The following is a 25,882-nucleotide window of genomic DNA, read 5'->3' as shown; positions in this document are numbered from 1 at the left end:
CGTTTTAATTCTATCGACTAATAAGTGCTAAGAACCTCATCGATTTGCTGATTAATGATCTTCATTTCGCTGTAGATAACCGAAAGATCATCATCTTGCGGCGCAAGCTTATTGAGTGTGTTTTGTTCTACTCTTTCCAATGCAACTGTGGCCGTTTCTTCACCAAAGCTGGCTAAAATGCCTTTTAAGGTGTGCACGGTAAAATGAAGCTTGCCCCAATCTTGTTGTTGAACCAACTCTTCGATCTCTTGTAGCGAATTGCCATGGTCTTCTTGATATGTAGACAAAACGGCGTAAATGACGTCTCTGTCATTGTCTAAATAGGCGTTTAAAGCATCAAAGTCTAGCATGTGGACTCCTGTCGGCTGAATGTTGAAAATGGGCTAGGCGGCTTAGTGGAAAAACCATACCTTGATGAATCACTAATCCATTGATTCCATTTTGGAGGAAGTTCTAACTGTAAGATTTCTTCTAGATAGTCGTCGCTAAGTTTCTCATCTATATGAGCTTTATTGACAGCGTATATATAGTCAAGTTTGGCGGCAACTGAATATGGGTAACTGTGAATGTAGTCCTTTATTTCTTGGATCGAACCCAAATTTTCAATGTTTATACACGTTGAAGGGTCGACATTTTTGGACTCAAGTTGGTGATTTATGGCTTCTCCACGAGATTTGAGACATTCCACTGTTAAATGATAAAGAGAGTACTCACCAAAGTGGGCGAGCATGGGTAATAACTGAGTGAGCAAATAAGTCGGTTGGCTGTGGAAATTGTTCGCTAACAGTGTCGAAGCTCTAATCACTTTTTTGTGGGCAATCTGAGGGCTATTTTCGATGAGCAATATGCTGCTCTGAAATAGGGCAAGGCTGGCCAAAACTTGCTGCTGTTGTTTTACCGGAAGTTTCAGGTTTACCAACTCGGTGAATTGGTTGGCGTGCTCAAGCAAAATACGTTTGTACTTTAGTTGCGTCTCGCGCTGATACGTTGCTTTTAAGGAATTAAAGTGCGCACCAATGGAATGGATGACATCAATGTCAGCAGCTGAAATGTGGGTTGCATACATCTCACCTAACTTTATGATCATATGTGTGTTATCTGCGTTCTCAGCTAAGTCGATGGCCCTGATTGCACGATGGCTGATGCTGGGAGTCATCTCAAATGCACGAATCGCTAATTTAAGAGCAGGCAGCAGCATTTTATGTTTTTCATAGATACAGCTTAAGCAGTCAATCACGCTCAATGAGAGTGGCTGTGCTATTAGAAAATTGTGGAGCTTATCTATGGCTAAATTTGGCTTGCCTAAGCTGTCGAGAATCAGCGCCTCAGCCACCAATTTGGTTGGGTGCATGTTGGTTTTGGAGTTGTTAATGACGCTAGAGAGTAACTGCCATTTCTTACCTGCAATTAAATGTTCAATCAATGTCGCTTCGAACTGAACGCTAGTACCATTAGGGGAGATCGCCAAAGCTTGAGCTAATCTCTCTTGACTGGCAATGGGATACAAATCATTCAGTTGGGTGAGTTTCTTTGAAACGGACACGGCACTTTGGATCTTTTTACCCAACGTTTGAGTATTAATCGGTTTAGAAACGAAGTGGTGTGCTTCACCTGAAAGGGCGGTTAATACTGTTTCCTGACGCATATCCCCAGAGAGCAAGATTGTCGCCACAGTATGATCGATGAGGCGGTTTCGATACAGAATGCCCAACAGCTCAAAGCCAGTAAAAGACTGTTCTAAGTGGTAGTCAATGAGGAGTACATGAAAAGAGTGTGTCTCGACCGCTTTAATGGCTTTTCGATAGTCGGTCGCAATAAAAATACAGTCGCGCGAAACTCCCAAACTAGCCAGTTGCTGCTTAATAAGTATTGTTGCGCTTTTAGAGTCGTCGACGATCAAAATTCGAAGGTCTGTTGGTAAGGTCAAATCCATTTTCCTTAATACCAAATGTTATTTTTTAATTTAGGTGTCAAGTTGCACAATGTCAAGGTGCCTATATCACATACAAACACTCAATAAACTATTGGTAATTAAAGAGTATTAGATAACATTTATGAAAGCCTTCAAACGCAGGTGACTTTTACCTGATTTTAGTGGGGTTATACGTGTTTTAGAAATAAAAAAGAGGCAAGCCGATAAGCTCACCTCTCTGTTTTATTGTTCGAGTTTTTATTCGAAATGTTGTTCTTTGCTTGAAGCTTTATTTACCGAAACTCTAGCGTTAATCACGCATGTTTAGAATCAATACTGCCGCTAGAGCCAAGAACGCCGTCATCATTAAGAACACATCGTTGTAAGCCATGATGGCTGCGTCACGTTGCATTGTGCCGAGCAAACTTGCTTGTGCTTGTTGCATCGCAGTTGCGGCATCACTTCCTGACTGAATGAAAAACGCTTGTTGTTGCTGAAGCGTCTGCCAACCAAGTTGACTCACTGAAGGTAGCGACTCCTTGATGTGTGCTAAGTGCTCACGGGTTTTGTTATCCAATAGCGTAGCGATAATCGCGATGCTGAAAGCGCCCCCTAAGTTCCGCATTACGTTGGTTAACGTTGATGCGTCTGGCGTGTCCATTTTGCTGATGTTCTTCATGGCAACCAAAGACAGCGGAACCATGATGAACGGACTACCAATAGCACGCAGAACCATAGATAAAATCAGCTGTTGCCCGCCAAAATCGATTGTCATGTGTGTATTTACGTAACAACTAAAACCGAACATCGCGAAGCCAAAGGTAACCAAGTACTTAGGCTTAATGATCTGTGTTAGCTTTGGCACAATTGGGAATATCAGAAGCTGTGGGAAACCCATCCACATTAGCACTTCACCAATTTCCATCGCGTTATATTGCTGAATTTGAGTGAGATACATCGGTAGAACATAGATAGAGCCGAGCAATGCCATTCCTAGAATCAAATAGGCGATACAAGACATCGCAAATTGCCCATCCCGCAATAGCCGCAGGTTAACCAATGGCTTCTTGTGTTGGAGTTCGTTTATCACGAAGTAAACCAAACTCACCGCCGACACGATACTCAAGCCAATAATAAAGCTCGAACTGAACCACTCTTCACGGTTACCTTCTTCTAACACCACTTCCAAACAACCTAGCCCTAATGCCATGGTGGCGATACCAAACCAATCGGCTTTTTTCAGCGTGCCAAGGTCGAGCTTTTCATCGTCCAAGCCATATCGGATCATGGTGATCACAAGCAAAGCTGGCGGAATATTGATGTAGAAAATATAGTGCCACGAGAAGTTCTCCGTCAGCCAGCCACCAAAGGTAGGGCCAATCGATGGAGCAAAGGTCGCGGTTACACCAAACAGTGCCATACCCACAGCACGCTTGTTGACCGGCAATAACTGAATCACCAGCGAGAAAGCAAGCGGGATTAGAGCACCACCACTGAAGCCTTGCATCGCGCGGAAAACGATCATCGAGGTCATGTTCCAAGAGAACGAACACAACAAAGATGAAATGGTGAAAATGGCTGTCGTCCACGTGATATAACGGCGTTTACCGAGCGCTTTAGAAAGCCAACCACTGAGTGGGATAGCGATCATCTCTGCGACTAGGTAAGACGTAGAGATCCACGAGCTTTCATCCAAGGTGGCTGATAGCGCACCTTGAATATCTTTGAGAGACGAGTTGGTGATCTGAATATCCAAGATCGCCATAAACGCGCCAATCAAGCCGCCAAATAGGGCGATCCAATGGCGTCTCGAAACCTCGTCATCATCATTTGTTTGGGTGACAACACCAGCGTTACTCATGGTCTAGCCTCGTTTATCGATGGTCGCTACCACAGACAAACCAGGAAGCAGTCGACCTTTCAACTCTTGCTGATCTGGAATAGTAATTTTAACCGGTACACGTTGAACGATTTTAGTGAAGTTACCGGTCGCGTTTTCTGGTGGTAGGAGCGCAAATTTAGCGCCAGTCGCAGGGGAGAAACTGTCTACCACACCTTCAAGAGGCTGCCCCGGGAACGCATCCAGCTCTACTTCAACCGTCTGACCTTTGTGAATACCACTTAGCTGTGTCTCTTTGAAGTTGGCTTCAATCCACACTTGGTTGTTTGGTACCAAGCTCATCAGTGGTGCGCCTGCTTGAATCAGCAAGCCTTCACGTACGCTGCGTTTACCAATCACGCCATCTGCTGGCGCGTAAATTTTGGTGTAATCAAGGTTAAGCTGTGCTTGATCTCTTTGTGCTTGAGCTTCAGTCACGGATGCGTTTGCTTGTTCGATTTCACTCGCAATCACGATTAGCTGATCATTACTTGCGACGAGGTTTGCTTTTGCTTCTTCAAGTTCTGCTTGGGTGACTTTTTGTTGTGCAACCATGCTATCGACTTCATCTTGAGACGCGTAGTTACGCTTTAGTAAGCTACGAGAACGTACCACTTGTTGAATCGCGCGTTCGTATTCAGCTTGTGCAGAATCAACGCGGCTTTCTGCTTGATTGATCTTGCTACGTTGTAACGTTTGTTGTGCCACTAGATTTTTGACGTCTGATTGCACGACGCTTAAATGGGCGTTTGCTTGAGCGAGTGCTGACTGGTAATCACGGTCATCGATTTGAACCAGCAAATCACCTTCTTTAACCGATTGGTTATCACTCACATAAGACTTAACAATATAGCCAGAGACCTTAGGGCTAATATTCGTGATGTCGCCTTGTAGGTAGGCATTGTCGGTAGATTCAAAGTACTGGCCATAGCCGTACCAGTATCCAGCACCGGCTAAACCCAATGACAGCATGATCGCAGTAGCAATAAGCGGAGCTTTTTTACGTTTTTTTGTGCTTACTGTTTGCGAAGCGTTGTTGTTCTCTGTCATTTTTTCTTTCTCATTTTGTTTTTATTTAGATGTAACGAATTGTAAATGAATTCGATTGATTGATAAGATAGGAAAAAAGGGAAACACTGTTGCAAAAATCTAACTAATGGCGCTTTGGGAGAAGTACGATGGACTTAAATGCTGTGACTGTTTTTACACAAGTTGTTGATTGTGGGAGTTTCACGCACGCAGCTGAAGCATTGAACATGACCAAGTCGACCGTCAGCCGAAAGCTAGACGAGCTGGAACAGCATCTAGGTGTGAGGTTGATCACTCGTTCGACACGAAGTTTAGTCTTAACGCCAGAGGGTGAGCGCTTTTATCAGTCGAGCATGCAGATGCAAGAGATCATGAACCAAGCTGAGCTAGAGGTTTCAGCCAATCAGGATTTGATCCGAGGGCAGTTAAATGTTGTGTTGCCTGTCGAATTGGGGCATCAAGTATTAGCTAAATACATCCACAGCTTCCTAAAAGAGCACCCAAACGTGACTTTGAACTTAGAACTGTCGAATCGAGAAGTCGACATCATTGCGGAGGGGATCGATCTTTACGCACAAATTGGTGAGCTAGTGGACTCGAGCTTGGTTTCTCGCTACCTCACAACATCAAAGCGTGTATTGGCAGCCAGCCCTGAGTATTTAGAGCAGTTCGATGACGTCTCTTCACCCGATGATCTTGAACCGCCATTCAGAATGATTGAGGTGGTGAACAAGGCCGCGCGTCTACCCAAGTGGCATTTACAATTAGAAGGCGGAGAGTCGATTTTGATCGATCTGCCGTGTCAGTTGCGGGTGAATACCATCACGGCATGCCTAACAGCGTGTGTGGATGGGCTCGGCTTGGCGGTGCTTCCCGAATTCATTTGTCGGGAACACTTCAAGACAGGTAAGCTGATTCGTTTGTTACCTAAATATGAGATGCCGGAAGTTTCAGTAAGCCTAGTGTATGCAGACAGGCAGTTGATGCCGAAACGTAAGAAGGTCTTTATCGACTATCTACTGACTGCCTTTCAAAATAGGAAGCAAAAGTAACGGGGTAAACCTTAGTGGTAAAGTGCTTAGGCTTCCTATTATTCGTTATTGTCTAAACTGTATCGAAGCTAACTATGATTGGGCTGCCAGTCGACGACTTGTCCATTCGCTAATATAGCTTTGACTGATAGGCCAGCAATATCGATACCGTTGTGACGAAATGCCTTGTTAGAGAAGTTGGCAATGATCTTACTCCCGTCACTGAACTCGGTTTGTTGAACGTCTCCGCTTTTGTCTAACCATTCGAAATCGACTAACTGTTTATCCCATAACTGTTCGTGCATCGGTTCAAAGCCATCTTGATAGTGTTTGAGTGCTTTGATTCTCTGGCTTGAACTTGATAAAGCTTCATCTCTGGTCAAGTGAACCATCGGTGGTGTGTTGTATAGCATGGCGGTTAAGTCACGTTCTGCTTGTACATTAGTGAACTTGAGGCTGTCTGAATGCCAATGGTGCGTATTTATTACTTCATCATGGAAAACGGCTTGGTAAAGTGGAATTCGATATTGTGGCGAAAACAGTAGCGACTTATAGGGCTCTTTAACCTCGGCCGGCTTAAAGAAGAAGTCAGGCTTGTGGTCTGGGTACCAACGACCTAAGTAATAGGGAGATTGGCGGTTCTCTTTCATGTCTTTGTCTGTCCATCCAAAACCAACCGTTTCTAAGCCGTGTGCAAACGCGATGCCTTTTGTTGTTAGGCTGTTGCCGTCTTCAGAGCCTAATACTAACGAAGGTTGCTCGCTAAGCCACTTCATTCGGTTGTTGAACGCAGAAAGCATGTCTGATTCGTCGTTTGTATTGCCATTACTGTCTATAGAGACGCGGTAATCTTCACGTGCCATGGCGGTTGCATCAACATCTAAGAACAAGCTGTTGAAGTTGCCGAATCTCATAATGTCTTGAGCACGCTGTTTTACGTATTCTAAATGGCAGTTCGGGTTTAAGTAAAAGCCGTTTCCACGAAATCCTTTTTTCAAACTCCCATCCGCTAGTTCAATCGCACAACTTTGACGCATCGGCTCTGGTAATTGAGCGGTTAGCCAGTTGTCATTGAGCTTCGCAGGAATTGCGGTGTTGTAGGAATCGTAAGTACCGACCAGATATCCGGACTGTTTTGCCAGACCCACAGCGTTAGGTTGATAGAATGCTGGCATCCAATTGTCGAATCCTAGCCACAGTTTTTTTAAACCTGCCTTATTTAGATTAGCGACCATGTCTGAAGACAACGCTTGTCCCCAAGTATCTGACGAGTTTAGGTACGGGGAAGCGTGCTTTAGCAACCAGTTCTTCTTATCCTGTGCTGCTTTGTATTGCGCTTTAATCGTGTTGTCTTCGAGTGTCGGATTACCAACAGGATATAACACCTGCAATGACTGGATAATAGAGTCCAACAATAGTTGTTTGTGATACTGACTGAACCAACCTTTACCCTTAGATAGTGACGACAGTTCTCTTTTCGCTTCCGCAGAAACGCTTAGTTTAGAGCCCTCTAGATACCATGTTTTCAATCCCCACCAGTCACTCACATCTTGGATGCTTAATGGGTCTTTGCCAAATAGGTAAACGTGGCTCGCGCCGATCAACTTAGTCACATCTGGATTGCGCTTTTGCTTTGCTACAAGCGTATCAGACTGGTCATTATTGATGCGCCAATCTCGGTATTGTTTGGCACCATCTAACCACGAGTCTCCGAGGGTGATACGAACAAGAAAAGGTTGTGACTGATTGAGCATCGTAAATTGGTGTGCTGCCTTCATATCAATTTTGGTTTTTGTATTTGAGGAAGCATTAGAGGATGCATCTGAAAAGAGCAGTTGATTGTTGGTTGCATTAACCATTTGATAGCTTATGAAATGATTGTTTTGCTGTACTGTCCAAAAAGGCATCTTCAAGTCTTGAGTAGTGTTACTTCCAGAATGGTTACCGACGAGATAACTTGCCCAAAGCTTGTTGTCAGTAGGCACGCGCATACCTTCACTAAACGGAAGAAATAGTGTCTGAGTTTGTTGTTCGGCAAGATCAAACCACGCCAATTCGATGGGTTTGTTTCGTTTCACCTGTATATTTGAAGGTAAGCTGAACTGAAAAGTGAGCTGGTCTTGATTAAGCTCTGCCTTAACGTTTATTCCACTGGGTACTAAGGTCCAAGTGGCGATTTTTGCTGAGTCAGCTTTATCGGAAAAGCCAATGACCAGATTGGTCGCTTTCTGTGGTTGGCTATCAACGGTGAGAGCAGCACTGTTAACGCTTAAGCCGTTCCAATCGACCTCTAAAGTATTCGATGAGGTAGCGACGGTATTGTTGTTACTGGTGAGCGTTATTTGGCTCGCTTGTGCGTTGGATGAAAACAGACAAGCTGTTGTTAAAGCCACAATGGCAAAATTAGAAAGATTGAGTGGGTGACGTAGGCTGAGCATATTTAGATTCCGTAAAGGGTAACTACGGTTATTACACCTAAGTAGCGCTAGTGCTTTGTCACCTATATGTCTCTATTTTCTGTTTGGCTTTAGTGGTTTTCCATTAGAAAGGCACGGCGACGCGCTGCACATATTGGACTTCAATAGCGCCTTGGTATTCAAACATTTCAACCGAAGCACTCAAGTGCTTGGCTTTGGTTCCAAGTGGACTTTCTGTGGGAACGGGTGCTTGCGCTGTTTTGATTGGCACTTTGTAACCCAGCAGGTTGTAGTTTTCATCAAACCATTGCCAACTCACGTTAGCGTCGGGGCAGTTGTCGATCACCTTTGGAGGCGAGAGCACGATATGTGGTTCGCTGAGTTTACTTTCGAGCGTCAGCCATCGATTACTGTTATTTAAAGCGACAATAATAGGGTAGTGATTTGAACCTATCTTTAGTTGATAAACACCAGATTCGGGTTTGATGAACATTTCATTGGTTTCAATCTCTTGATACTCATTATTGGAAGCGAGTTGTCCATCGAGAAGGACTTTACCTTTAGGCGATACCAAAGAAAGAGTTTGAGTTTCTGAGCCTTTGCTGAGTTGCTCGGCAGAGACTTTGATTTGATAACCGTGCGACGACAGGCCATAGCGTCGAATGAAGCTGACTTGGATGTGGTGTTTTGGCTCAGCACTTTGTTTGAGTAAGGTTCCACATTGAGTCTGGCTCAGGATCTCTTGTTTGACTGGCAGCCAAAGCTCACTATCGAGTGATTTGTGATCGAGTGCGATTTGCAGCTCTTGCCACGCAACTTGAGGTTGGTCATCAAGTAGAGATTGATAGGTGTGCTGCAATGGCGTGTCGGTAAACCATGCCGCATGACTTGCGAGCGGCAATGTGTAGATCAGTGCGGTTAACGAAGTAACTTTCATTATGATTCCCCGGCCAAGCGGTAATCAACGCCACGATGTGTTTCTATATTCAATGTTGGCAGCTTCTGGCGTAAGCGCAGTATGTGATTATCAATAGTTCGGGTACTAGGAAAAGCCTGATATCCCCAAATCTTATTGAGTAATTCATCTCGGTGAAACACACGACTTTGGTTCTGAACAAACAGTACCAATAGCTGAAACTCTTTAGGTTTTAGTGTTACAGGGCTTTCATCCAGATAAGCGATCCGTTCCGACAAGTTGATTTGGATATTTGCGTAAGTTAAGAGGCTCACACCTAACGGACGTAGCTGGGTAATGACTCGAGCGAGTAATTCGTCGTTCGAAAATGGTTTAGTCACATAGTCATTGGCACCCGCCATTAAACCTTCAACACGTTGTTGAACTTCTACTTTAGCGGTCAACACAATCACAGGCAGCGCTTTGAGGAGCAACCAGTTTGGAAGGTGTTGCAAGCTGTCCCCATCTTCAAGCTGTCGATCCAGTATCACAAGATCGGCTCGAAACCATTTCTTACTGGCATTCTCTGAATCCTTCGCCCAAAGGCATTGGTAACCATTGGATTCAAAGAAGCTGACGAGGCCTTGTCCAAGCAGTTGGTCGTCTTCAATCAGCAGTAGGGTGTTCATAAGCAATTTCCAAAATACATCGGGTTGGGTTACGAAGAATAATGAGGCGGCCATTCGCTTGCTTCATCAAGTGCTCGACAATAGTCAGGCCAATGCCCATGTTATCCAGTTCGTGCGTTTCACTTGGCGTGACACCAGACATGAGCCGTTGTATCGGTGAAGGGAAGTGCCCCTCGTCTTGTACCTCAATCGTCAGCTTGTCACCGAGTTCGACCTTTACCAAAACCTCACCTTTACCATGTTGTTTGGCATTCTTGATTAGATTATCCAAGCAGATGGTTAGCCAGTAATAGGGAAGGTTCAGTTCAACTTCACGCGCTTCACATTGATAAGAAATATTGTGCTTTTCACAGACATGATCGAGCCACTCTTCTAATGAAGCGTTTTGCTTCAACAAAGGCTCTGACTGATCCGAACTTAGGTACACTTTGCTGTTTTCGGTGAGCTGAGAAAGCCTTTGATAGTCAGATATTAAACGCCAAACCGCACTTTGAGTTTCATCAGAAAAGTCATCGTAGCGATTTCTAAACATTTCGACGGTTAAGCCTAGGCTAGTAATAGGCGTGCGCAGTTCATGAGTAAGAAGCTGTAAAACGAACTGCCTCTCTTTTCGTTGTTTTGTTCTTAGGTATAAGACTCTAGCGAGCCCGGAAAGCAACGTTAGCAGCAATGTAAAGATCAACGTTTTCATGATCAGATTGTCATTGCTAGGCTCGTTTAAGCACACGTTACTGTAACGAAAAGTACAGGTTTCACCTGCCAAAGATACCTCTTGTTGCTCTGCGATAGGTTGCCAAACATCTAAGGGAATAGCTTTCCAGCCTTGTTCGCCACTTAACCAAAGCACATCATCTTGTTGCCAAGCGCGGTATCCATTGAGCAGTGCTTCTCTGCCTTGTGCACTTAGGCTTTCTAGTTTGTTATATAAAGGGTGCTGAGGGTTGGTAAGACTCAAAAATGGGCGTATCTGCTCGGTCACATCTGGGTAAGCGGCTAAATAACGACCAGCAAAGCTGCCACCGGCAGGGTGACGTTTGGAGTGTGCTGCAAACCAAATCGAATCCAATGTTTGTTGCTGACACAGAGCGAGCTCGAACTCGATGGCTTCATGTAATGAAGGGTTACTGCTTTCAATCGCTTGGCAGTGATCTTGTATTGACGCTAACGCTGCGATGTCGTCCCAACTGAATTGGTTGAAATCAGGATAGCGGCTATTTTCATGGAGCAGAACTTTCGGATACTGAGCCAACTCTTGTTGAGATACTAAGAGTGGGGATGATTGCCAGCTCAGTTGATACAGAGTTTGCCACTTATCTTGCAAACTTTGGGCATTGACTAGGGTTGGGAGCCAAAAGATCAAGCAAAGAGCTAATGTAAACCTGCGCATCCAATCATTCTCGTTAAAAGTCGTGGGGCGAGTCTAAAGAGTTTTGGGCGCGATTTGTAACCTGAATGTCAACAAGTGTTCTTTTAACAACAAATTGTCGAGTGGGTCATGCTTTTAAATAATAAAGTACAAATACAGTAAGTATCATTTATTTGAAATAAAATAGATAATTGTGTACTTACTGTCATTATTGGGCGAAATGAGGGGACTATACTGGGCTCATACCTAATAAGAGGAACCATCATGAAACTCATCATCAAATCAGTATTGGCAATCAGTATTTTGGCTACAGGCTCTGCTCATGCGTTCGAATTAACCAGCAACGATATTCAAGAAGGTCACCCAATGGCAAAGACTTTTGAATACTCTAGTTGGGGTTGTGACGGCGATAATCAATCACCACAATTGATGTGGAAAGATGCACCAGCAGGTACCAAAAGCTTTGCTATCACAGCTTATGATCCAGATGCACCGACTGAAAGTGGCTTCTGGCATTGGGTTGCGTTTGATATCCCTGCAACTGTGAACGAGCTACCTCGCGGTGTCGACATCTCTAAAGTCGGTGGCAAAGAAGGTCGCATTGATTATGGTACAGTTGGCTACGGTGGCGTTTGTCCTCCAGAAAAAGATGGTATGCACCGTTACCAGTTCACGGTTTGGGCATTACCAACGGACAAACTTAACCTCGACGAAAATACGCCGTCGGCTGTGGTTGGATTCACGTTGAACAGCATGGCTTTAGACAAAGCTAAACTGACCGCAACTTATACACGTTAATAGCTTATGTACGTTAAAGCTTATACACGTACATAATAAGTAAACAAGGGGATGAGATGAATCATCAATATCAAGTTACGATCTTTCGTGCAGAGCAGTTACAAAAACTGCGTAATGTGAGGATTCTATCCCCTAGTATCATTCAGATTATTACAGGCAGTAAGCGCCTGTTTTGGAAAGATTCAGCGGCAGAGCTCTCACATTCTGAGCTGTTGTTGTGTGAGGCATCAGCTTCACTAAGTTTTGAGAACATGCCCCACAAAGGGCGCTTCTTGTCGCGAGTGTTCAGCTTTCAATTCCAACCTTCTCAGGCGATGCTTGATTTAAGTGAGGAACGGTCGAATGATCTGGGACTGCCTACAGTAAAAGCGGATCGAAACTTACAAGACTCACTCAATGCTCTGTTCTCTTTTGATACACAGAGCATGAGCAAAGAGACTCAACAGTTTTGGTTGCAGGGCTTGTACCAGCAATTAGCTGAAAAAGGGGTGTTGCATCTATTGTTTGTCAGTGCCAACGTCTCGTTTAGCCAAAAGCTCAGCCATTACCTTTCACATTCACCAGGTGAGAAACATCCATTAGAGTCGGTGGCGGAGCGTTTTGCGATGAGCCGAGCCACATTGATTCGGAAGCTCAAACTGGAAGGCATGCAATATCGAGAGGTACTGGCTGAAGTTCGCTTGAGTCACGCGCTTTATCTGATGCAAAACGGACAGCAGAATGTGGCGATGTTGGCTCAGTCTTGCGGTTACCAATCGGAAGGGCGTTTTAGTCAGCGCTTTAAAGGCAAATTTGGTTTGTCGCCAAGTGAATACATCAAAACCGTCGTCAGCCATAGAGTCGCGACGCCATAGTCATTATGTTTGGCTTAAACGCTCACTTTCTTATCTCGTGCTGCCAATGCCGCGAAAATCGTACACGCAAAGGCAACAGATGCGATCAGCAGAATCGGCACACTCCAAGAATCTGTCTGGGCATGAAGCTTACCCACCAGCGTTGGACCAGTGGCTGCCAACGCATAACCGATTCCCTGAGCCATACCCGACAATGATGCGGCTTGGCTACTATTCGAAGTACGCAAGCCAACAAAAGAGAGCGCGATAATAAACGTCGAGCAGTTGGCTAATCCGAACAGTCCCACCCAAAAAATCGCAAACTCAGGCAAATACAGAAGACCAATCAATCCAATAAATACACTCGATGCACACGGAGTGATGAGCCATTGTTGATTGTCACTTTTGGCTAAGAATGGCAGTAACAGCAGCCCTGGAACCATAGTCGAAAACTGCAAAAATCCATAAATGTAGCCTGCATCGATTTCGCTGTAGCCAAGGTCGTTCAAGATCTGTGGCAACCAGCCAGCCAAAGAGTAGAAGGTAAATGAGTTAAGCCCAAGCGCTAACGTTACTTGCCACGCTACGCCGCTTTTAATCATCTGTTTCATCGGCAGAGGTTTGTCTTGTTGCTTGTTATTGTTGGCTGAAGGTGAGCGTTTTCTGATTTTAGGCAACCAGATCATCAAAGCTAATATTGGGAATATTAGGTTCATTAACAGTGCTAATTGCCAACCCGTGATCGTAAATAAGGTTAGATTTGAAAACGGCACCATCAAACTTGAGCCTAACGTCGACCCGATGCCCATCGTAAAGATGTACAGAGAAGTCACAGTAGCGATGCGTGTCGGGAAGCTAACTTTCACTACTACAGGCAACAACACATTACCAATCGCGATACCAAGCCCGATCATCACCGTGCCGATATACAAGGTTGGGGTTAACCCAGCAGAGCGCAGTGTAATACCCGTAGTGATCAGAACTAAGCCTAATAACAGGCTAGGCTCTAGACCAATTCGTTGGGATATCTTGGTGACTAATGGTGAGAATAAGGCAAAAGTTAACAGTGGCAAAGCTGTTAAGAAGCCAGCAGCCGATGACGTAAGGTTGAGGCCTTCCATAACCTGAGAAAGCACAGGAGCCAAGCTCGTAAAAGGCCCACGAAGGTTAAGTGCTAGGAATAGAATCCCTAACATCACGAAAATGCTATTACGAAGAGAGGCGCTCATAGGTTGTTCTACTGTTTGCTTATGAGAAGACAGGCTAGCCTACAGATCATTGAATGATTACACAAATACCGTTTAAATAGGTTTACTAATGATTGAACCTGCGCAGTACGCGCTTAGCCAGAAAAGTCACCCATGACTGTATTAAATATCGACAAGCTCATCTCGGACTTCCCACTGCTTCAACAATTGATTGCATTGGAAGAAGTGGTTTGGTTTAACCCAAATGTGACGACTCTGGAGCGCGGTTTGCCTTATGTGGGATTAAGCGAACAAGATATTCATGATGCGAGTTTGAGGTTACAAAGGTTTGCCCCTTATCTAGCCAAGGCGTTTCCTGAAACTCAAGCGACCAATGGCATCATCGAGTCTGAGCTTGTTGACATTCCATCTATGAAATCAGCATTGGGAGCACATTATCAGCAGCCAATAAAAGGGCGTTTGATGATGAAGAAAGACAGCCATTTGCCAATTTCAGGTTCAATCAAAGCTCGCGGTGGTATTTATGAAGTACTAACGCATGCCGAGAAGCTTGCGATTGAAGCCAGGTTACTGTGTGAGAGCGATGACTATAGTAAGTTGCTCGAACCTGAATTCCGTGACTTCTTCCAACAATACAGCATTGCGGTAGGATCCACGGGTAATCTAGGCATGTCGATCGGTATCATGAGTGCCAAATTGGGTTTTACGGTCTCTGTTCATATGTCGGCAGACGCGAGATCTTGGAAGAAAAGCAAACTTCGTGAGCATGGCGTCAACGTTGTTGCAAATATGAGCTGCTAAAAAGATAAGTCATGATAGAAGAGTGTTGTTTATAGCTTGTACACACTCTTTCTCACCTCTAAATCCCACCTTAATTCAAACAATAACTTGCGCAGATCGTTATCCAAAACACACATTTTATAAATTAAGCTTCTTAGATGTTCTAACTATCAGTTAGGTTGAGTGGCATTCAACTTGATAGGGATTGAGCAATGCAGACGGACAAAGTGATACAGACAAGACACATAAACACACCAGAAAAATTACTCCAGCGTTTAGATGCTATTGGGGAGTCTTTGGAAGCATCGGGTAAGGCTCATGCTTTGCTGGGATTGGGCTCAGTAGGTATTGAAACAGAACGACTTGATCAGTACTCAGATGTCGATTTTTTCGCAATAGTGCAAACAGGGCACAAGCAGTATTTCTTAGACAGTTTGCATTGGCTATCTGATATTCACTCAATCGACTACGCAGTGAGAAATACCGTCGATGGCTATAAAGTTCTGTACGCTGACGGAATCTTTTGTGAGTTTGCAGTGTTTGAACCCCACGAGTTAGCGCACATTCCGTTTGCTGAAGGGCGTATTGTTTGGCAGCAACATGAATTTGATACACAGTGTTGTGTTTCACCAATAAAAGGGGAGACAGACACTAATTCCCAAGATTGGATCATTGGTGAGGCTCTAACCAATCTTTATGTGGGTATGTCTCGTTATAACCGAGGCGAAAAGCTGTCGGGCAGTCGGTTCGTTCAATCTTACGCACTCGATCGTTTGATCGATCTTGTGGATCAAACTGAACAGTCTGAGCCTGAATTCGTTGATGAATTTATGTCGGATAGAAGGCTAGAAGCACGCTTCCCTAAGTTTGCCCAATTGCTACCAACCTTTACCCAAGGCTACGAGCGCACTGCTGAATCGGCACTTGCCCAACTAGCATTCCTCAACACCCACTTCGCAGTCAACCAAGCCATGTGTGACCGAATCTCTGAACTGTGTTCCAGTAAAGATTAAGCTTATAGCGTGTGAATCCTCAAGCCTAACTGACACCACCTTTCAGATGATAAGCGGCGGGCAACCTAATTGAGCTCTCGAATTATTATTCTTAAGCACTAAACCCGTACGCTTTTGTTTACTCTTCAAGACCGTGACTGTTCGTGTTTACTCCGCTTATCACTGGATGTCGTCAGCCAAATAAAATACAATCGAACAATGTTTTATTAATTCGTGCTTTATCATTATGATGAGACACTTACTCATATTCATCGTTAGCCTGTTCTTCTTAACAGCCTGTTCTTCAACGAGTAATCATCAGCTAGACGATGAGACATTGAGCAACGAAGATGCTATGTCGAAAAGCGTAGAGGGAGAGAGTAATCTCGAGACTTCAAAGGATACAAACGCTGAGACCAGCGTTGATTCTTCCCATGATTCAATCGTTAATCATCAACCACTCACTAACCTTGATTCAAATAAAGACACGATAGCTCACGCCAATGCAGAGCCAGAATCAGTGGAGCCTTCTCAAATAGAAGCGACAGAAACAACTGAAAGCGATGCTAAGAGTGGCGGTGAAAAAGGCATCGGAAGCTATTTTATTCGTCATAATAAACCGACTAAGACGGTGATTAAATCACTAGAGGGCGTGACAGATGCATTGAACGTCATGACGTTTGGGATATTTGCCACCGGTAACGGTTAAATCGTTAACTTAGAACCACAACCTAATAGATAGAATGAAACGTGAAGGCGAGCCAGATGGTTCGCCTTTTTTGATCTTCTAAATCTGGCCACCGTTCTTCCTAAGAATCGTGCTCACTTATCTGAGCGCTGAGTCAGGCGACGGTTAACGTAAATAGGAAATTATTCGTTCTGGAAGGGACTCGCCGAATTTACCCTGTTTGACTTGTTATATGCATCAAGGGTTCTAATACTCATCCCAAAGTAAGTAATGAAATCTAATCTTACAAAGACAAGTCTTATATTCACTTACGAGCATAGTAAGATGTTTGCTGTTATGTCGGTTTAGGTTTAGTTATCAATATTCTAGGGAAGAAAAATGAAGAATAAGAGTGTGTTTTTAAGTGCCGCATTGGTGATGTTGTCAGCTCATGCAAATGCATCAGACGCGAGCCATGAGTCTGTATCAGATGGTGTTATCGCAGAACAAAGAGCTAAGCTTTCTGAAAATACCCAAGGACAAGGTTTTGGCCCGCAAGCCCCACGAGATTTGGGTTCATTAGAAGGAACCAATATCAGGCTGTTCTCGGATGCCCCTGATTCAACAGCGATGAACTTATGTAATATTCACTTCCATAAAAATGCTGAGCATAAAGGTGGAGAGTTTACTCAATACGCTGGTAACGGTGATGGTAAGGGATTCCAGAGTGGCTTTAAATACACAGGCAAGCTGAGTTCTGCTGAGCTGAAACCATTTGAGAGCAAGGTTTGTCCGAGCGAGCATGGTTCTTTGCATTCGGGTGACACCATTGAAGTTCACTATGTTTATTCAACGGCGCAAGTTGAACCGGGTGAAACACTGGGTGCTTGTTTTAACGATGCAATTACCAACCCGCAACTGCGTGTAGAAACCCAAGTTTACGTATTAGTGAATGACGACAGAGCACTCGACTTTGAAGCGCTCGCTAAACATTCAAAAGTGAACGGCTTACACCAAGCACCAAACATCCCACAAGATACTGGCTCAGCGATCCAATACGCAGGCTCTACAACGGGCCCTGGTTACAATGAGCAAGGTTCACCTTTCCAAGTAACATGGAGCGTTAGACCACAAGTCGCGAAAGTAAATATCGCGACAGTAGGTAGCTGGTGTGAAGGCAATGACTTTAACGAAGATCACGCCCACGGTGTGAGAAACTTGGTGGTTAACCCTGAGCTGTTATCACCTATTCGTAATGACTAAACGGTTCTGACGAATAAAATGATCAAGGCGAGCCAATAGGTTCGCCTTTTTTATGCCCTAACGAAAAGCACTTAGGTTTTAGGTTTAATTAAGTCTGGTGGGTAAATTACGTGCGACACTTATTCAAAACATGAGTTGTGTAAATAGAACTTAGTCAAAAACGTTCTTTACCAGAATCGAAGCTCCATGATACGTTCATGATCAATTATGTTGGGTTATAGAAAAGGACAGTCCAATGTCATTAGAAAGTGCGATTACATTCTTTATTGCCATGTTTGTATTTGGTATTACTCCGGGGCCTGGCGTCTTTGCCATTTTAGCTCGTGCTATGGTTCAAGGATGGCGAAAGTGCGTCACGCTTTCGTTAGGTATGATATGCAGTGATCTTATTTACCTTGCGCTTGCCTGTTTCGGTCTAGCAACGATTGCCGAGAATTGGTCGATTGCGTTTGAGGTGATTCGCTACGTTGGTGCAGCTAATTTGATTTACTTGGGCTATAAGATGTTTAAGATCTTACCTGAAGTGCAAGGCTCAGCTGAACTCGCCGCCAAACAGAGTCAGAAATCCGAACTCGCGAGTTTCGCGCAAGGCTTTTTGATTTCAGCATCAAACCCTAAAGTGATTCTGTTTTATATTTCGTTCTTGCCGACTTTCATTGATTTGACGGTTTTACGCTCACAAGATATCGTCTTGGTTTCCGTTTTAGCATTTGTTGCTTTGATGTCTGGTGTAATGCTGATTGCGATGGGTGCGGGCAGAATGGCGAGTTTACTTAAAACGCCACGCGCACATAAAAGACTAAATCAAAGTGCTGGTGGAATAATGATTGCGGCTGGATCATATTTGGCGATCAATCGATAAATACGAATCTTTAAACAAAAAGGCGAACCGATGGGTTCGCCTTTTTAGTTGGATATAAATGCCATCGTTTAAACAGAGACTTGTTTGTTAGTCACAATGGTGCAATTATTTAACGAGTGATATTACTCAGATGCATGTCTTATGATGACTATCGAACAACAGCTTTCTCGGCTGGATCTAAACTTATTGGTGTCGTTAAGTGTTTTAATCAAAGAGAGGAACGTAACGCGAGCTGCCAATACCTTGTATCTGTCTCAGCCTGCGATGAGTCGTACCTTAAGTCGCTTGCGAGAGTTGTTTGATGACCCACTGTTCTATCGAGAGTCTAATGGCTTAGTGCCCACGCAAAAAGCGTTAGAACTGCAAGCACCTTTAGAAGAGTTGCTATTGGCGATGCGAAGCCTAGTAACGAAATCTGCGTTTGATCCTGCTGAGTGTGTTCAAACCTTTGTTGTTTCTGTACCGCCATTAATGAGTCGGATGCTTTCTGTGCCCCTTGCTGAACGGTTCATGCACGATGCTCCAAACGCCAGTCTTATCGAATATCCGATTGCAAAAACGCCTACTAGCCAGCTGTTATCACGAGATGTGGATTTTACGATTCACATCGAAGCCCCGAGCAATCCAATCGAATTTCCATACGTGAGTCTTGGGCAGATCTATCCAGTATTTTACGTTTCTGAACATCACCCTTTAGCCAAAGCTGAAAATGTCACACTTGAGCAGTGCCTTGAATCTCGCTTTGTCGATCTCACGCTCGATATTCGCTCGAATTACGGACTGCAACACCCTGTAGACTCTTTTTTAGCTAAGAATGGAATGCAAAGAGACATTGCTTTTAAAAGCGGACAGCTTCTTACGTTAGTGGAAGTGATGCAGAGTTCGAATACAATTTTGGTTGCGACCCACAAATTGACGGAACTAGAGGGAATAGGCGACAAGATAGTGCCGATATTCTCTCTAGATAATGTTCCCGAGTTAATGTTCGAGCTGTTTTTAATTGAGCATAAAAGAACTGTTACTAGCCCAGCCCATCAATGGTTCAAGAACTTAGTCGTGTCGGTGATTGAAGACGTTGTTTGTGACAGTTGATTAAGGCTACGGACTTTAGAGCTGGCCTAAGCAATAACCAGCTAGAGCAATAACCGACCTCCAGTTTTCATATGGATCTGGTTTAGATACTTCAGCGCCTGTGATTCATAACATGACGTCTTCCTTTCCAGCTTTATTATTTCTAATCATCAGTTGGTTTGCGCTCAGCCAATTTCAACGACAGCCCTAAACTGGATTAATTACCCTACCTGTCTATTGTTAAGCAGTGAGCCTGTTGAAGGTAATCGTTCATCTTAAGAATAAATCGATAGTGGTGACATAACTTTCATGCATATCTCTTATACGGCGATGTCATTTGTGAATTTATGCTGCCTTGATAACATTGTTCACAAGTTGAGCGGTTAACGAACTAACTGTTCGAACAAAAACAAATGGACTATGTATTGATTTAGCGTTATCGATTTATTAGAGGTCAACAATGAAAAAATTAGCATTAGTAGTTTTAGGTTTAAGCGCAGTTTCTCTTTCTTCTTACGCAGCTGAAGAAGTTTCAACTCTGACAGAGTTCTTCAATGCCGATGGTGAAGTGACTACCGTCGACAATTACGCGGTGTACGAAACGTCACGCCAATATTTGAAAAACCAAGAGCTTGTTGGCGTTAATAAATTCCTACACAAACGCGAACTCACGCCAACCGATAAACAGCCTGTGGTTCGAATGAACCGAGACACTTACTACTCAATGGCTGTGATTAACGTTTCGCAAGGCGCGACGATTACGCTACCTGAGATTCCTGAAGGCAAATACATGTCGATGGAAGTGATTACAGAAGACCACCGCATTCAGCCAATGCAATACGGTTCTGGTACGTTTGATCTTTCTACTCATAGTGGAGACCACGTGTATGTCATCGTTCGTACTGATGCGACGTTCACCAAAGATGAAGTTCATAAAATCCAAGATCAGATGAGCATTGATGCAAAAGCAGACGGCAAATTTATGGCAATGCAAGTGGATGAGAAATCATTCGATGAGGTAGAGAAAAACCTTAAAATGGAAATGCCGAAACTACTGAAACGCGATGGTGCTCAGGCGACGTTTGGTATGTTTACCAGCCCTGAAGATGCTTCAAAAGAGATGTTTACCAAAGAGAAGTACGCAGTGGGTGCGGCTATCGGTTGGGGTGGCGCGCAGTTAGATGACAATATTTACGAAGTCTCTGGCAACTTCCCAGCAGACACTTGTCATCAGGCAACCTTTGATGATCCTAAGAACCAAGCGTTTTGGTCGGTAACGGTCTACAACAAGCAAGGTTTCATGTTTGGTGAAGTGGCGAACGTAAGCTCAAACACGGCTGAGAAAAATGCAGACGGCACTTACACCGTAAGCTTTGGTTGTGGTGATGATGCAGTAAACAACATCAAAACAGAAAACGATTCTGGTGTGTTTAACTTAGCTTTCCGTCATTACATTCCAAGCCAAAAAGTACGTGATGGATTCCGAGTGCTTCCTTACGTGAAAGCAGTGAACTAATGTTGCGATAGTCGTACAACGATTATAGATGCGCGTTATTACCAAATGGCAATAACGCGCTTTTTTATGGATTCTATTTCATTTCTTGCTTTCTTAAGTGTAGAAACACAAAGGGCGACTCAAAAATGGTCTAACTTTGATTATACGCAGCGAGCCTCAGTTCAAATAAATCAATTAAACCTTCTTCCATCGATACTTTCAGTTGCACCACGCATTTGATCGAATTTAAACCCGCTGACACCTTATGTGATAACGCTTCCAGTTATCTTTTCAGCCTCTAAAGGGAACAAATACCACAACCAGCGTTATAAAAAGCGATAGCCGTGGAGTGTTATGAGTCCTATTTGAGGTGTATAGTTATAGGTAATTCATTGGGTTATTGAATATTTAAGTTATCAAAAGATGCGGATGTCATGAAGAAAAACGGATTTACTTTAATGGAATTAATCATCGTGATCGTGATACTCGGAGTATTAGCGGTAACGGCTGCTCCAAGATTCCTTGGTATTCAGGAATCAGCGAGAGAAGCGGTACTTGAAGGTGTTGCGGGTGCGATGGAAGGCGTGATCACGCAAGTGACTTCTAAAGCTATTATCGCAGGGCTTGATCCTGACGCAACAAACCCAGGTGATCAGAGCAACTACGTAATCGATTTTGGTATCGGTAGAGTTGAAGTCGACTGGGGCACACTTTGTCCTGAAAGTGAAGGTGAATCAGGAGATGCGTTAAATATGCTCGATTTCCTAACTTTTTCGGATGATGACAGCATCATCTCTGAATTAGGTAACAGACACACGGTAGTGGGATATACTCAGCCATTTAGTCAAGCTGACCTTAACAGCAATAACATAACTGATGATGCCTTACCTTCAGGTTGTTATGTTCTTTATGACTCTTTTGGCGGCAGGACAAGTGGAGACACATGTCCAGTAGATGGTTGTGAGTGTACAGTTCGGGTAATGAACGATGAGTGTTAAACCAAGGACATTATCTGGTTTATAGAAATTTAATAAAAAAGCGCGTTATTGCCGAGTAGCAATAACGCGCTTTTTTGTATTAGCTTATAGGTCTATCTTAGTTTAACAATGGAGTACTTGCTGGTGGCAAGTCACGCTTCTTAATCACGTAACGTAAGCGAAGTAGCATCAGAGCGGCTGACACACTCAAGCCCGTTAGAATACCAATCCAAAAGCCTTCTTCACCCATTGCTGGAACAATGTGGTCTGTTAAGCCCAACACCATACCCAGTGGTAACGCTAAGCCCCAGTATGAAGCGATAGCTAAGATCATCGGGATCTTAGTATCTTTATAACCACGCAGTGCGCCGTTAGCAGAGGTTTGCAATGCATCACTGAATTGGTACATAGCGGTAAAGGTCAATAACACTGCCGCTGTTGCACTGATTACTGGGTCAGTGGTGTAAAGCCTAATGATTAATTCAGGGAACAGTAGGAACATCGCTACCGAAAGCAACGAGATTAATGCTGCCACCAAAATACCGACTTTACTGCGCTCAATCGCGCCAAGTTCATCTTTTTCACCCAAAGCGTGTCCAACACGAATCGTAATGCCAAACGAGATACTCATCGGGATCACATAAGTTAGGCTCGATATATTGAGAGCGATTTGCGCGGCTGCTACGTTCTCAGCGCCAATACGACCAATCATCAGTGCGATTACCGCAAAGATACTGCCACACACTGCAATGTTCATCCCGATAGGTAAACCTAACCTTAAAAGATGAAGCATCTCTTTTGCTTTTGGCTTAGCGTCTGCAAAGCTGATGATGGTTTTGTAATGATGATGGCCTTTAATGTAGGAATACAGCATTCCCGACATTAGCCAATACACTAAGCTCGTTGCCCAGCCACAGCCAACAGCACCCATTTCAGGGAACCCAAATTTACCGTAGATAAGCACGTAGTTGACCGGAATATTCACCAATAAACCAACCACAGAAATGATCATTGGTACTTTGGTGTTGTTCATACCTTCACAGAAACCATTCAAGGTGTAGAACAGGGCAATCCCCGGCACACCAAAGGCTAAGGCAAACGCATAGTCACTGCCGATAGGGATGATCTCAGCGGCAACCCCAATCCATTCTAAGATCGGTTTCGCACTCACCAAGTAAGCGATGAGTAATACGCTAGCAATTAATGCCAACCAAACCATTTGGAAGAATTCAACAGAGATACTTTGAAAGTCACGTGCGCCACGGTGGTAAGCGACAACAGGCGTTAGCGCCATAATCACGCCACGCAGTAGCAGCAATACAGGAATCCAAAGGCTAGTGCCGAGTGCAATTGCGGCGAGGTCGGCAGGGCTTACTTGGCCAGCCATTGTCGTATCGACAAATCCCATCGCTTGGGTCGCTATTTGAGTCAAAATGATTGGAACCGAAAGATGCATAAGTGCACCCGATTCACGAGTAAAAGGACGAAGTTTCGTTAGCATGGAAGTTCACAACACCAATATAAATACACGAATGATGGCAGGATGGCCGGTGTGTATTTTAGGATGTGCCCCGTTGGGCGGGCGACAATATAAACACCTTACCGTATAGGGTCAAGCATTGGATTTATTGAGTTCAAGTTGCTCTGATATATACCGCCACGTCTTAGCTTCAAATCTAGTGCTGGATAACTCTCCTATTGCCACAATGCCAGCAGAAACACAAATAACCCAATTCCAAGCGTGACTTTTAAAAGTAAGCCAAGAGGGGCTCCACCTTTTGGCGCTTTATTGCAACATCCCATAATCGTTTCCTAGTTATATTGAGCTCGTGAGTTGACCTTAAACCTTCCCCTTACAGTAAGGTCAATAAGTTTATAAAACTTAACCAAATTAACCTTTCTTATCGTGTTGGATTCGTTAAGATAAATCCAAAGTCTGCGATTAGAAGTGTGAGGATAATGTGTTGATAGAAAAGTGGTTAGAGATCGATGGTGATCAGCTTTATTGCTTGTCGACTGATATCAAAGAGTCTCAGGAAACACTGGTGTTGATTCATGGGTTGGGTGAGTCGCATTTATGTTTTGCCGATGTGTTTGACTGGCTACCGAATTACAACTTAGTCATGTTCGACCTGTGTGGTTATGGCTATTCTCCTGCTTCGAATATATCCCACTCAACAGAAACTCAAGCAAATCGAATATTGAAAGCACTCGACTTATTGAGCATCCATGGTTGCTTTCTACTTGGGCACTCTTGGGGAGGCGATACATCGACGTTGATTTGTGAATACGACACGAGAGGCATCGTGCGTGGTTTCATTAATGCTGAAGGCGGACTGCACGAAGAAAGCATCATCCTATCCCAGATTATTGCAGATACATATTCTGAACTAAGCACTGACGAGTTTGCGAACTGGGTGAAAGGAGAAGGTTTCTCAAAACGTTTTCCCATGGCTTGGGGACACGGAGCAGGTGTTAAGTATCTTTCGTCAGTTAGAAGATGTGAGCCAGAGGTTCTTGGTCAAACCGCCAGTGAAATCTACGGACAACATGCGACTCAAGATATCCGTGGCGTGGTTGGCTGGGGACAAATTTTCGAAAACTTATCCATACCTAAAGTATATTTTTGGGGTGCTGACAGCCTAGAGGGTTGTGAGCGTGCGAAAGAGTTTATTAGTACGTTAGACAACGTTTCATTTGAGGGCGCAAACCACTGGGTGCAAAACGATCCGGCCAAGTTCTATGCGGAAGTAGATAAGTTTATTACTGGCGTTACAAATAGAACCAAAACTTAGATATTCAACAACGATAATAGAAAGTCTATATGTGGATTGTTGGTTAGCTGGTGTCGTCTTATAATTAAGTTTGTGACCACAAGGACTGATTCCAAACAGCAAATTTCATGGAAATCTGTGATTAAGATTGTGACTTACCTGTCAAGCGACCTGAGATCACCTTGATACTCACTTAATTAAGTTTGTGACTAGTAGACTTGGTTGTGAAGTCAACGACCTCGAACCTTTGCTTATGAACTGGACTACCCTAGACAAAACGCCTATGCAATAACACTATTAATCATATGAGGTCGAATAGCCTCACGATCCTTTACAGTAAGCTGAAATGCTTTCGGACTCTCACAAAGTTGATTTTCATCTAGACATATATTGAGTCTTTGAACAATGTACTTCACTAGTGCGTTTCGTGATTTGATAGCCAGGTGTCCGTCGTTCATGCCATAGTCCTCCGCAATAATTTTTTGCTGTGCCGGCTCTAAATAAGGGTTAGGGATGACCTTTATCTCTGCCATTTCGTTCCAGTCGGTATCCCGATCGCGACCATAGTTCGATCTGTCAAGCAGATCAGGTACGTTGCGAAATCGGCTGAGTACAAAATCTCGATACTCGCTACGGTGCTCACAGTAAGCCCGTACATGCCAGCGGATACCATCATTCACAATCGTATGAGGGACAATATTACGTCCGACGATTTTTGGAGTGGAAAGCGAGACATAATCAATATCCACCCGACGCTGTTCACGTGCAGCTTGAATCAGGCTGCGCACAATAATTGGCGATATAGATCGTTCTGGCACCATAAGCACAGCAGATTCTGCATGCCCCATCTCAAAAAAATCAAAAGATTCCACTATCTGGTTTTGCTGGTGTAAGAATGTTAGATATTCGTTTGCAGTACCTTGGGGCTTTGTTTCCTAATTGGA

22 protein-coding genes and 1 pseudogene are annotated in these 25,882 nt (G+C 43.9%); 12 read left to right on the top strand and 11 right to left on the bottom strand.

Annotated features, from left to right (window positions below; translation table 11 throughout):
• Positions 1–17 precede the first annotated feature (17 nt).
• The 4 genes from AB4138_RS14300 to AB4138_RS14285 form a co-directional block, all read right to left on the bottom strand.
• Positions 18–350 carry an Hpt domain-containing protein gene (locus AB4138_RS14300; protein WP_017060508.1) on the bottom strand — a complete coding sequence of 111 codons (333 nt, stop codon included), beginning with the start codon at positions 348–350 and terminating at the stop codon, positions 18–20.
• Positions 344–1,933 (bottom strand): response regulator, encoded by a 1,590-nt coding sequence (locus AB4138_RS14295; protein ID WP_017064673.1) that lies wholly within the window; start codon positions 1,931–1,933, stop codon positions 344–346. The genes AB4138_RS14300 and AB4138_RS14295 overlap by 7 nt, the downstream gene beginning before the upstream one ends.
• A 289-nt stretch (positions 1,934–2,222) precedes the next feature.
• Positions 2,223–3,773 (bottom strand): DHA2 family efflux MFS transporter permease subunit, encoded by a 1,551-nt coding sequence (locus AB4138_RS14290; RefSeq protein WP_017060506.1) that lies wholly within the window; start codon positions 3,771–3,773, stop codon positions 2,223–2,225.
• Between the two features lie 3 nt (positions 3,774–3,776).
• Positions 3,777–4,841 carry an HlyD family secretion protein gene (locus tag AB4138_RS14285; protein ID WP_372051745.1) on the bottom strand — a complete coding sequence of 355 codons (1,065 nt, stop codon included), beginning with the start codon at positions 4,839–4,841 and terminating at the stop codon, positions 3,777–3,779.
• Positions 4,842–4,969: 128 nt separating this feature from the next.
• Between AB4138_RS14285 and AB4138_RS14280 the strand changes: the two genes are divergently transcribed.
• Positions 4,970–5,872: a LysR substrate-binding domain-containing protein gene (locus AB4138_RS14280; RefSeq protein ID WP_372306511.1), complete on the top strand. Its 903-nt coding sequence runs from the start codon at positions 4,970–4,972 to the stop codon at positions 5,870–5,872.
• Between the two features lie 68 nt (positions 5,873–5,940).
• Here the strand turns inward: AB4138_RS14280 and AB4138_RS14275 are convergent, their stop codons facing one another.
• The 4 genes from AB4138_RS14275 to AB4138_RS14260 form a co-directional block, all read right to left on the bottom strand.
• A complete protein-coding gene (locus AB4138_RS14275) occupies positions 5,941–8,289 on the bottom strand; it encodes a glycoside hydrolase (protein WP_372306508.1) in 2,349 nt (782 codons plus the stop codon).
• 103 nt (positions 8,290–8,392) lie between these two features.
• A complete protein-coding gene (locus AB4138_RS14270; RefSeq protein WP_017060501.1) occupies positions 8,393–9,205 on the bottom strand; it encodes a DUF2861 family protein in 813 nt (270 codons plus the stop codon).
• Positions 9,205–9,852, bottom strand: coding sequence for a response regulator transcription factor (locus tag AB4138_RS14265; RefSeq protein WP_017066451.1), 648 nt, complete (start codon positions 9,850–9,852; stop codon positions 9,205–9,207). Before AB4138_RS14265 ends, AB4138_RS14270 begins: the two co-directional genes overlap by 1 nt.
• Positions 9,830–11,239, bottom strand: a complete 1,410-nt coding sequence (locus AB4138_RS14260; protein WP_017066450.1) for a DUF3404 domain-containing protein — start codon at positions 11,237–11,239, stop codon at positions 9,830–9,832. Before AB4138_RS14260 ends, AB4138_RS14265 begins: the two co-directional genes overlap by 23 nt.
• A gap of 243 nt (positions 11,240–11,482) precedes the next feature.
• On the opposite strand from AB4138_RS14260, the gene AB4138_RS14255 reads away from it, so the two are divergent.
• Positions 11,483–12,016, top strand: a complete 534-nt coding sequence (locus AB4138_RS14255) for a YbhB/YbcL family Raf kinase inhibitor-like protein (RefSeq protein WP_017060498.1) — start codon at positions 11,483–11,485, stop codon at positions 12,014–12,016.
• Between the two features lie 56 nt (positions 12,017–12,072).
• Positions 12,073–12,870 (top strand): helix-turn-helix transcriptional regulator, encoded by a 798-nt coding sequence (locus tag AB4138_RS14250; protein ID WP_372306504.1) that lies wholly within the window; start codon positions 12,073–12,075, stop codon positions 12,868–12,870.
• Between the two features lie 14 nt (positions 12,871–12,884).
• Here AB4138_RS14250 and AB4138_RS14245 read toward each other — a convergent pair whose 3' ends face one another.
• Positions 12,885–14,078 (bottom strand): CynX/NimT family MFS transporter, encoded by a 1,194-nt coding sequence (locus AB4138_RS14245; protein WP_372306501.1) that lies wholly within the window; start codon positions 14,076–14,078, stop codon positions 12,885–12,887.
• A 132-nt stretch (positions 14,079–14,210) separates the two neighbouring features.
• On the opposite strand from AB4138_RS14245, the pseudogene AB4138_RS14240 reads away from it, so the two are divergent.
• From AB4138_RS14240 to AB4138_RS14205, 8 genes and pseudogenes are all read left to right on the top strand, one after another.
• Positions 14,211–14,840, top strand: a pseudogene (locus AB4138_RS14240) (D-serine ammonia-lyase); the annotation flags it as partial.
• Positions 14,841–15,049: 209 nt separating this feature from the next.
• Complete coding sequence (locus AB4138_RS14235) at positions 15,050–15,850, top strand: hypothetical protein (protein ID WP_065583740.1); 801 nt, start codon at positions 15,050–15,052, stop codon at positions 15,848–15,850.
• Between the two features lie 226 nt (positions 15,851–16,076).
• The gene (locus AB4138_RS14230) at positions 16,077–16,538 is read left to right on the top strand and encodes a hypothetical protein (protein ID WP_372306499.1); all 462 of its coding nucleotides are present in this window, start codon (positions 16,077–16,079) and stop codon (positions 16,536–16,538) included.
• 357 nt (positions 16,539–16,895) lie between these two features.
• Positions 16,896–17,759, top strand: coding sequence for a delta-class carbonic anhydrase (locus AB4138_RS14225; RefSeq protein ID WP_372306496.1), 864 nt, complete (start codon positions 16,896–16,898; stop codon positions 17,757–17,759).
• Positions 17,760–17,994: 235 nt separating this feature from the next.
• Positions 17,995–18,621 carry a LysE family translocator gene (locus tag AB4138_RS14220; protein ID WP_372306494.1) on the top strand — a complete coding sequence of 209 codons (627 nt, stop codon included), beginning with the start codon at positions 17,995–17,997 and terminating at the stop codon, positions 18,619–18,621.
• A 141-nt stretch (positions 18,622–18,762) separates the two neighbouring features.
• Complete coding sequence (locus tag AB4138_RS14215) at positions 18,763–19,713, top strand: LysR family transcriptional regulator (protein ID WP_372075023.1); 951 nt, start codon at positions 18,763–18,765, stop codon at positions 19,711–19,713.
• 439 nt (positions 19,714–20,152) lie between these two features.
• Positions 20,153–21,208, top strand: a complete 1,056-nt coding sequence (locus AB4138_RS14210) for a DUF1254 domain-containing protein (protein ID WP_136973497.1) — start codon at positions 20,153–20,155, stop codon at positions 21,206–21,208.
• Between the two features lie 413 nt (positions 21,209–21,621).
• Complete coding sequence (locus tag AB4138_RS14205) at positions 21,622–22,185, top strand: type II secretion system protein (RefSeq protein ID WP_372306490.1); 564 nt, start codon at positions 21,622–21,624, stop codon at positions 22,183–22,185.
• A 97-nt stretch (positions 22,186–22,282) separates the two neighbouring features.
• Here AB4138_RS14205 and AB4138_RS14200 read toward each other — a convergent pair whose 3' ends face one another.
• The gene (locus AB4138_RS14200) at positions 22,283–23,665 is read right to left on the bottom strand and encodes an MATE family efflux transporter (RefSeq protein WP_372306487.1); all 1,383 of its coding nucleotides are present in this window, start codon (positions 23,663–23,665) and stop codon (positions 22,283–22,285) included.
• Between the two features lie 460 nt (positions 23,666–24,125).
• Between AB4138_RS14200 and AB4138_RS14195 the strand changes: the two genes are divergently transcribed.
• On the top strand, positions 24,126–24,959 hold the full coding sequence (locus AB4138_RS14195; RefSeq protein WP_017071757.1) for an alpha/beta fold hydrolase: 834 nt from the start codon (positions 24,126–24,128) through the stop codon (positions 24,957–24,959).
• A 260-nt stretch (positions 24,960–25,219) separates the two neighbouring features.
• On the opposite strand, the gene AB4138_RS14190 is transcribed toward AB4138_RS14195, so the two are convergent.
• The gene (locus AB4138_RS14190) at positions 25,220–25,810 is read right to left on the bottom strand and encodes a WYL domain-containing protein (RefSeq protein WP_372306484.1); all 591 of its coding nucleotides are present in this window, start codon (positions 25,808–25,810) and stop codon (positions 25,220–25,222) included.
• Positions 25,811–25,882: the final 72 nt, after the last annotated feature.

It is taken from the genome of Vibrio sp. 10N.286.52.C3, from assembly GCF_041468865.1.
Lineage (GTDB): Bacteria > Pseudomonadota > Gammaproteobacteria > Enterobacterales > Vibrionaceae > Vibrio > Vibrio crassostreae_C.
This window is presented reverse-complemented; position numbering and strand designations above follow the sequence as displayed.